The organism is Vibrio sp. 10N.261.52.A1, from assembly GCF_002876325.1.
GTDB classification, from domain to species: domain Bacteria; phylum Pseudomonadota; class Gammaproteobacteria; order Enterobacterales; family Vibrionaceae; genus Vibrio; species Vibrio chagasii.
Map to the genome: position 1 here is coordinate 1 of NZ_MCYD01000640.1, position 7,815 is coordinate 7,815.

8 protein-coding genes are annotated in these 7,815 nt (G+C 44.7%); 3 read left to right on the forward strand and 5 right to left on the reverse strand.

Annotation, left to right across the window (positions count from 1 at the left end; genetic code table 11):
• The coding region (locus tag BCT81_RS11865) for a fructose PTS transporter subunit IIA (RefSeq protein ID WP_157938866.1) at window positions 1-303 on the reverse strand (303 nt) is incomplete at its 3' end.
• Between the two features lie 379 nt (window positions 304-682).
• On the opposite strand from BCT81_RS11865, the gene BCT81_RS11870 reads away from it, so the two are divergent.
• The gene (locus tag BCT81_RS11870) at window positions 683-1,522 is read left to right on the forward strand and encodes an AraC family transcriptional regulator (RefSeq protein WP_102424484.1); all 840 of its coding nucleotides are present in this window, start codon (window positions 683-685) and stop codon (window positions 1,520-1,522) included.
• 17 nt (window positions 1,523-1,539) lie between these two features.
• Here the strand turns inward: BCT81_RS11870 and BCT81_RS11875 are convergent, their stop codons facing one another.
• Both BCT81_RS11875 and BCT81_RS11880 read right to left on the reverse strand, forming a co-directional pair.
• Complete coding sequence (locus BCT81_RS11875) at window positions 1,540-2,313, reverse strand: PTS sugar transporter subunit IIA (RefSeq protein ID WP_102424487.1); 774 nt, start codon at window positions 2,311-2,313, stop codon at window positions 1,540-1,542.
• 7 nt (window positions 2,314-2,320) lie between these two features.
• A complete protein-coding gene (locus tag BCT81_RS11880; RefSeq protein WP_086714366.1) occupies window positions 2,321-2,623 on the reverse strand; it encodes a fructose PTS transporter subunit IIB in 303 nt (100 codons plus the stop codon).
• Between the two features lie 305 nt (window positions 2,624-2,928).
• Between BCT81_RS11880 and BCT81_RS11885 the strand changes: the two genes are divergently transcribed.
• Complete coding sequence (locus BCT81_RS11885) at window positions 2,929-4,794, forward strand: fructose-specific PTS transporter subunit EIIC (RefSeq protein WP_102424489.1); 1,866 nt, start codon at window positions 2,929-2,931, stop codon at window positions 4,792-4,794.
• Between the two features lie 116 nt (window positions 4,795-4,910).
• Here the strand turns inward: BCT81_RS11885 and BCT81_RS11890 are convergent, their stop codons facing one another.
• The gene (locus tag BCT81_RS11890) at window positions 4,911-5,495 is read right to left on the reverse strand and encodes a TetR/AcrR family transcriptional regulator (RefSeq protein ID WP_102424491.1); all 585 of its coding nucleotides are present in this window, start codon (window positions 5,493-5,495) and stop codon (window positions 4,911-4,913) included.
• Between the two features lie 191 nt (window positions 5,496-5,686).
• Window positions 5,687-5,860: a hypothetical protein gene (locus BCT81_RS29310; protein ID WP_004741672.1), complete on the reverse strand. Its 174-nt coding sequence runs from the start codon at window positions 5,858-5,860 to the stop codon at window positions 5,687-5,689.
• Window positions 5,861-6,238: 378 nt separating this feature from the next.
• Between BCT81_RS29310 and BCT81_RS11895 the strand changes: the two genes are divergently transcribed.
• The coding region (locus BCT81_RS11895) for a methyl-accepting chemotaxis protein (RefSeq protein ID WP_102424493.1) at window positions 6,239-7,815 on the forward strand (1,577 nt) is incomplete at its 3' end.

Consider the following 7,815-nt stretch of genomic DNA (forward strand, 5'->3'; position numbering starts at 1 on the left):
CATAAAGAACAGCTTTGAAGGTTGACCATCATCGGCGCCGTAGTCGATACCCTGTTTGTGCACGCCGATAACAACCGCGGGTTTGATTACCGCACTACTTTTCGCGTGTGGTAGGGCGATGCCTTCTTCAAAGCCGGTATTACCTTGTTCTTCTCGCGCTTTAATGTCGGCAAGAAACTGAGCTTTGTCTGAAATTCGGCCTTGTGCGTATAGCACGTCTATCAGCTCTTTAAATACGTCTTCTTTGTAATTGGCGCTAAGCGAAAGCTTAATCAAATCTTGATTGATCAGTGTTGTGATCATAATGAACCCCTACTCTGTTTTTATTTTGTTAGGGATATTCTGAAATTGATTACTTGCCTTCTGTAGTGAATAAAAAACGCATTTACTGGATGATTGTTGCCTTCTAAATGGAGTGTGATTTTGATCGGTTAGTGGCGCGTTTTTCGGCCTCTATTGACATCGATTGACTCTGCTTGAGGCTTTTATTTACAAGGAATTCAGTGTGTAGAGTTATCGGAGGAACAATGTGCCATATCAGATTTGCGACTGGAGATTTATTTCCACTACTGGATTTTTGTAACCTAGATCTTAAATTGTGATTTTGCTCAATAGCGCTATGTTTCACTAAGTAGTATATCTATTCCTGTAGCCTTATTGCTGCCTATATGAGTTCGAATAAATGATATTTCATGACCTAATCTCGTCGGTATTAAATGAGCGAGAACCATTTCATAACATCTGGTTTGCGGGCGATTTTCACACGCCTTCAGCGTGTAGTTATCAGGTGAACTTTCCGCGTTTAGAGCTGGTGCTCGACGGTGAGTATATTAATGAAATGGAGAGTCATGATCGTAAGATCACCAACGTTGTCGCGAAAGCAGGGGATGCGATTTTCATCCCGCCTAACTGTTGGAACAAGCCGAACTGGGATACTGATTGCTCAGTGCTGAGTATGTTGTTTGGCCGCCGTCAGCTGGGTTTAAGCTTGGTGAGTAAGCGCAAAGGCGAAGAGAGCTTTTATGATATTCAAAAACACAGTATTCAGACTCGTTCTGGCTTTGCGATTGATAATATTTTGGAGGCGCTTAGTTCACTTGCGAGGGAAAGTAACAAGCAACCTATGGATGAGTTATTACTGCAAGCGCTGCTGCAATATAGTAAGACGATGTTAGATGCGCCCGTCGAGAAATCTCACAGCCGAGTACAGGATGTGTATCAGGGCATTTGTATCTACATTCAAGAGAACTTCCACCGCCACATCACCCGTGACAGCATCGCTTCGCGTTTTAGTATTTCATCCAACCACTTGTCACGAATGTTCCGTCAACAAGGCCATATGACGCTGGCCGAGTACATCACACGCGTGCGAGTCGATCGCGCTAAGTTCATGCTTAAGAAGTACAACTTCAAGCTCAATGAAGTCTCGGTACGTTGTGGTTTTAAAGATGTGAACTATTTCTGCCGAGTTTTTAAAAACCGCACCGGACGAACGCCGACAGAGTATCGAGGATCAATCTAGATCTGACGTTCTAGTCATTAAATAAGACGTGAAGAGATGTACATCAACAGGGCTTGTAGGTCGACGCTGCTTCGGGTCTTTTGCAAACGCTCATTGACCTGATCGTGAAGCAGGTTTCTGGTTAGGTTAGTGGCCGCCACAATATGCTCTCGTTGTGGCTTGGTAGGCAGTACTAAAGCGATTGCCACGTGGACTTGGCCAATTGGCGAGGCCCAATCGATTGGGTCATCACTGACGATAACCGCGATAGAGAGGTCTTGGGTCGATTCAAACATCACATGGGGCAAGGCGATCCCCGGTGACACACATGTAGATGAACGTTCTTCTCGTTTAATAAACGCCAGAATCAGTTCATCCGGATCTTGTGGATGCACTAATTGAGCGAGTCCTTTTAGGCACTCAAACTTGGTCAGTTGAGTTTGTGCTTTAGCGTGGTGCCACTTGATGTCGCAAGGTGGGCATATTTGAGGCATGCGTTGGATGAGATCGCTAGAGAACTCATGATTCACTTGTGAGCCAACCATGGTGTAGTGTTCGGCAATCACGTCTTTTATGACAAAACACGCGAGCTCGGCATCAATACCTACTGCGGTAATCTGGCACAAATCCCCTCGAAGTAAACCCACCTGTAACATCGCGACAGATTTAGAGAGATCCGCGGTTCGGTTTTGAGTAATGTTGATAATGCGGATGGTACTTTTAAACTTTTTCGCTAAGCGAGCAAGCGGCTGCGCGACATGTGAGTTCGCCGTTGGATCGTCAACAAAGAAGGTGATCTGATATTCGTTCATGAAAGGCTTAAGCCCGACAATGCTTGATGAAAACCTTATCGACACTCAACAATACTTCTTCCATAGGAATGAATACGGTTTTGACTGGGTCGAATCGGCTTGGTTGTTCGATGTCGATATCAGAAACGATCAACACTTTGTCTGCGAGAGTTATGTCCTGTGCAGACAGTAAGTTTTCAATACCCATAGCGCCTTGTGTTTCAACCTTGATTGAAACGTTGAATTTAGGGGCTGTTTTATTTAATGCATCAGCTGCCATATAGGTGTGCGCAATGCCTGTAGGGCACGCAGTTACCGCGACAATTCTCATTATTATTCTCGGCTTAATCTCGCCACTTTACTCTCTGGTATGGGAAAACCCAGTATAGACCGGGAGCATACCGTAGGGGCGATACGTTTATGGGTTCTGTGGATTTTATGGATTGTCGTTTTTTATTCTAAGGTGGACGTCACACTCTGAGTTCTTGGTTACAATAATCCAGTTAATGCACCTTTCGTCCTATATGATGTTCGCCGGCACACCGCTAATCTTTTCATCCTATTAACATCGAATTTTAATTTAGGTCGGAAGAACCTAATTACTTCAGTCTGAAATCAGGCGAGGCAGAGTAAACCATGGATATCACTAACATTATCGAGCCCGAGATTATCTGCTTAGATTTGCAAGCAGACTCAAAACAGGCAGTATTTGAAGAGCTTGTCGAGTTACTCGATCGCGCTGGTAAGCTCTCGAATAAAAGTGAATTCCTTGATGATATCTGGAAGCGTGAGGCGATTGGTAATACGGGGTTTGATGATGGTATTGCGATTCCACATGCGAAAAGTACTGCCGTCGCTAAACCTGCCGTTGCTGTAGGTATTAGCCGAACGGGGATTGATTATGGTGCGGATGGCGGTGAACTCTCAGATGTGTTCTTTATGCTCGCTTCGCCAGACAACAATGACGACCATCATATCGAGGTGCTGGCACAGATTTCGACCAAACTGATTGAAGATGACTTTGTTACAAAATTAAAGGCGGTTGAGTCGGTCGAAGAGGCTCAAGAGCTGTTTCTCGAAGCCAATTCCGACTCTTTCGATAGTTATGCTTCTAGCCATCAGGAAGTGTACGTTGAGCCGCTCAGTCCCTGGGCGCAGTCTCTTAATCGCATGAAAGAGCATTTACTGTATGGCACTTCGCACATGATTCCGTTTGTGGTCGCAGGTGGGGTGTTGTTGTCTTTGTCTGTGATGATTTCGGGCCATGGTGCTGTGCCTGAAAGTGGCGTGCTGGCGGACATTGCACAGATGGGTATCGCAGGCTTAACTCTGTTTACTGCTGTTCTAGGCGGCTACATCGCCTACTCAATGGCTGATAAACCGGGTTTAGCACCGGGCATGATTGGTTCTTGGGTAGCGGTAGATCAATACAACACCGGCTTCCTTGGGGCGATAGTGGTCGGTTTTTTCGCTGGCTTTGTGGTGAATCTGCTTAAGAAGATCAAACTGCCAGACAGCATGATCTCGCTGAGCTCTATTTTCATTTATCCGTTAGTCGGCACCTTTGTAACCTGTGGTGCTGTGATGTGGGTGATTGGTTCCCCGATAGCCCAAGTGATGCTAGAGATGAACCAAATGCTCACGGGCATGGCAGGTTCTGGAAAAATGGTACTTGGCAGTATTTTAGGTGCCATGACAGCCTTTGATATGGGCGGCCCGATCAACAAGGTCGCTACACTGTTTGCTCAGACTCAGGTTAATACCCAGCCTTGGTTGATGGGAGGCGTCGGCATTGCGATTTGTACGCCGCCACTGGGTATGGCTTTGGCGACTTTTCTGTCACCGAAGAAGTTTAAGCGAGACGAACGTGAAGCCGGCAAAGCCGCAGGCATCATGGGGATGATTGGTATTAGTGAAGGGGCAATTCCTTTTGCCGCCGCTGACCCTGCGCGAGTGCTACCTGCTGTGGTTGCTGGTGGTATTGTCGGTAACGTGGTTGGCTTTATGTTCCATGTGGTAAACCATGCACCATGGGGCGGATGGATTGTTCTGCCTGTAGTCGATGGCAAAATTGGCTACATCATTGGTACTCTTGCGGGGGCGCTAACCACGGCATTCATCGTGATACTGCTCAAAAAGAATGTGGTAGAGGGCGACGAACTTTCTTATCAATCTGCAGGTGGCTCGGTAACAGAAGAGGGACAAGCGGATGTGTTGGCAATTACTTCATGTCCTTCAGGTGTTGCTCATACTTTCTTGGCGGCTAAGTCTTTAGAGAAGGCGGCCCATCACCTTGGAGTTCGTATAAAGGTCGAGACCCAAGGTGCAAATGGAATAGGTAATCGCATTACACAGAAAGATATTGAAAGGGCGAGGTTGGTGATCTTCGCTCATGATGTGGCGATTAAAGAAGTTGAACGCTTTGCGAATGTGAAGATCTTAGATGTCAGCACCAAAGAAGCGATGCTTAATGCGCAGGCGCTGATAATGAGAAAGGTATAACCCTTAAGCTATAGAGTTAATCGTCTACAAAGTTAACGAGATCAAAACTAAAAAGACTCCGCTCTAGCCCTTAGCTAACAGTGGAGTCTTTTTGTTGAGATGTCTGAGCTCAGCATTTAAAAAGGATGATACTTAAATACGTCTTCAACCATTGAGTTAAGTAAATCGATGTCGTCACAGGTTTTCGCGTAGGTACGCAGGCCTGCTATTTGAACTTGAACATGTCGAGCAAGCTGAACAGGTTCTCGATCTTGGCTTATTTCACCAAGCTCTTGTGCTTCGGTAATCAGCTTAGCGAACTCACCTTCCATGATCTTCAGTGATTTCTTGGCTTCTTCCAATAATTCGGCGTGCTCATCAGTCAGCTCAGCGACCGTCTTAGCCAACATACACATGCCGTTTGGCGCGCTTTGTTTAGATTCAACAACTGCACGTTTTACGAAGCTTTCAAGCGCTTTGATTGGCGAGTCTGTTTCGCTTCGAAAGCGGTTCAGGTTGAGAATGCCAAGTTCGGTATAGCGAGCAAGTGTCTCTTTAAACAGACCCTCTTTGCTGCCAAAGGTCGCGTAGATGCTACCCGGACGCATATCAATCACATCTTGCAGGTTACGCATGGAAGTCGCGTGAAAGCCCTTTTCCCAATACAGGTTCGTTGCTTTATCTACTACATCTTGTCTATCGAACTTCGCAGTCTTGGCCATAACATCTACTTCATTAATCTGAACATATGTTCAATATTTTATGCTGAACGTTCGTTCCAGTAAAGGTGTGTTTTACTCGACTTAATTGCCGTTCTTGCACCTTGCTGGTGCATAAGGCGCTTGATTGAATGCAATTTATGACGAGCTTTGACAGCTTCTACGGTGAAATATTTCTCAATGTCTGATGAAGGCTAGTCGTCGATAACTTCGACGGTTTTATGTTGTGCACCGTAATAAGTGCCTTCATCGATGGTGTACATCAGAGTTGCTTCACATTCAGGGCAGTCGAACTCTTCATTGGGCTCGATGGCTTCCTCTTCTACCCACTCCCATCCAATGTGTTCTTCGCAAGCTGGACAGTCCATAAATACCTCAGGTTATGCTTTTTAGTTGATTGAATTGTTAACTTTTCGGGGCGGCATTATACATAGTTGCTGCTCAACATGTAGTGAGTATTCAGCCGAGCTTTAGTGTTTTTCTACCTCTTTAGTGTTAATAAAAAGTTTAATTTTTCAGTCACTTGCGTCGAGAAAATGTTGTTGCACGATTTTTTTGTTTTCGAACGCTGCATAGCTAACAGATTTATAAATAAACCAATGAATTTTGTAAGGTTAAATGCTAGCGTTATCGATTGCCGATAACATGGCACGTTAATTGATAAACCGATTAGTAAAGGCGCACCACTTTTGAAGTGTGTCTAATTACATAACAGATAAAGATTCGTCAGCTGCTAGGAAATAACAATGAAATTAACCGATATGTCTTTTAAGCAAAAAATCATCGCTTTGCTTATTTTACCGATCTTAGGGTTTCTATGGCTGAGTGCTTCTACGATTTCTAAAAGCGTAGAAACGACCAGCGAAATGTCTTCATTAAACCAACTGACTCGTTTGTCGGTTGTGTACAGCGAACTTGTGCATGAGCTACAAAAAGAACGCGGTATGACGGCAGGTTTTATCGGGTCGAAGGGCGCTAAGTTTGTTAGTGAACTTCAATCTCAAAGAACCAGTGCGGATAATAGACGTGCTCAGAGAAACGAATATTGGCAGTCTGCAGCGATTGATTTACCGCAGATTACTCGCCTGAACAATGAAATTAGCCAAAGTCTTAACCAAATTACTTCTATTCGTAACCGAGTTGATTCTCAGTCGATACCACTTTCTGAAGCTTTGGGCTATTACACAAAACTTAACGCAAAATTATTGAGTGTCTCGGCGTTGATAGCAGAGCTAAGCTCTGATGCCACCATCACCACGGAAACCATCGCTTATTACAACTTTTTGCAAGGTAAAGAGCGTGCGGGTATTGAGCGTGCTGTGCTAAATAACACCTTTTCTAAAAATGAATTTGGCCCAGGTATGCTGGTGAAATTCATCTCTTTGGTGACAGAGCAAAATACCTACTTTTCGAATTTTGAAGTGTTGAGCACCCCAGCGAACGTTCGTTTCTTTGAGCAACAGTTAAACGATCGCTCTGTAGCAGAAGTAGAAAAACTTCGTAGTTTGGCTGAATCTAAGATGAGTGGCTTTGATGTCGACCCTGTGTACTGGTTCTCTCAATCTACTGCTCGTATTGTTCAGCTAAAGAAAACAGAAAACCACTTAGCAGAATCATTGATTGCGTTGACTGAGAAAAAGATGTCAGAGGCGCAGTCTGCGATGATGATGAGTATCTTTCTGTTTGCTTTGGTCACTTTGTTTGCGACCTTTGTGAGCGTTAAGGCAATCAGCGACCTAACGATGAGAGTAAAAGATCTGACGGTGATGTTGTCTAAAGTTCGTAATGACAATGACTTAACGGTTCGTGCTAAGTATGTTGGTAACAGCGAGCTTGGACAGATCTCTTTGGCACTGAACGAAACGCTAGAGAAGTTTTCAAACGTTATCGACAACTTGTCTCAGTCGAGTCTGACCTTAGCTTCAGCCGCTGAAGAAACCTCACAAACTTGCCATTACAACTCGAATACGCTAGTTCAACAACAAGATCAAATCGGTTTAGTTGCGACGGCGACAGAAGAGTTATCGGCTACGGTAAATGAAGTCGCGGCAAAAACTCAGCAGACAGCCAGCTCCGCTAAAATGGTCGATGAGCAGTCACAAGAAGGTTTGAGCACTGTTCAGGATTCTTATCACTCGATTGAAAAACTGGCATCTGAAATTAATGATCTAGCGGAAAAGATCACGCACTTACATGAGAGCAGTAATAACATCAACAGTGTGATTGATGTGATTAAGTCCGTCGCTGAACAGACTAACTTGTTAGCATTGAACGCGGCAATTGAAGCGGCAAGAGCGGGTGAGCAAGGTCGTGGTTTTGCGGT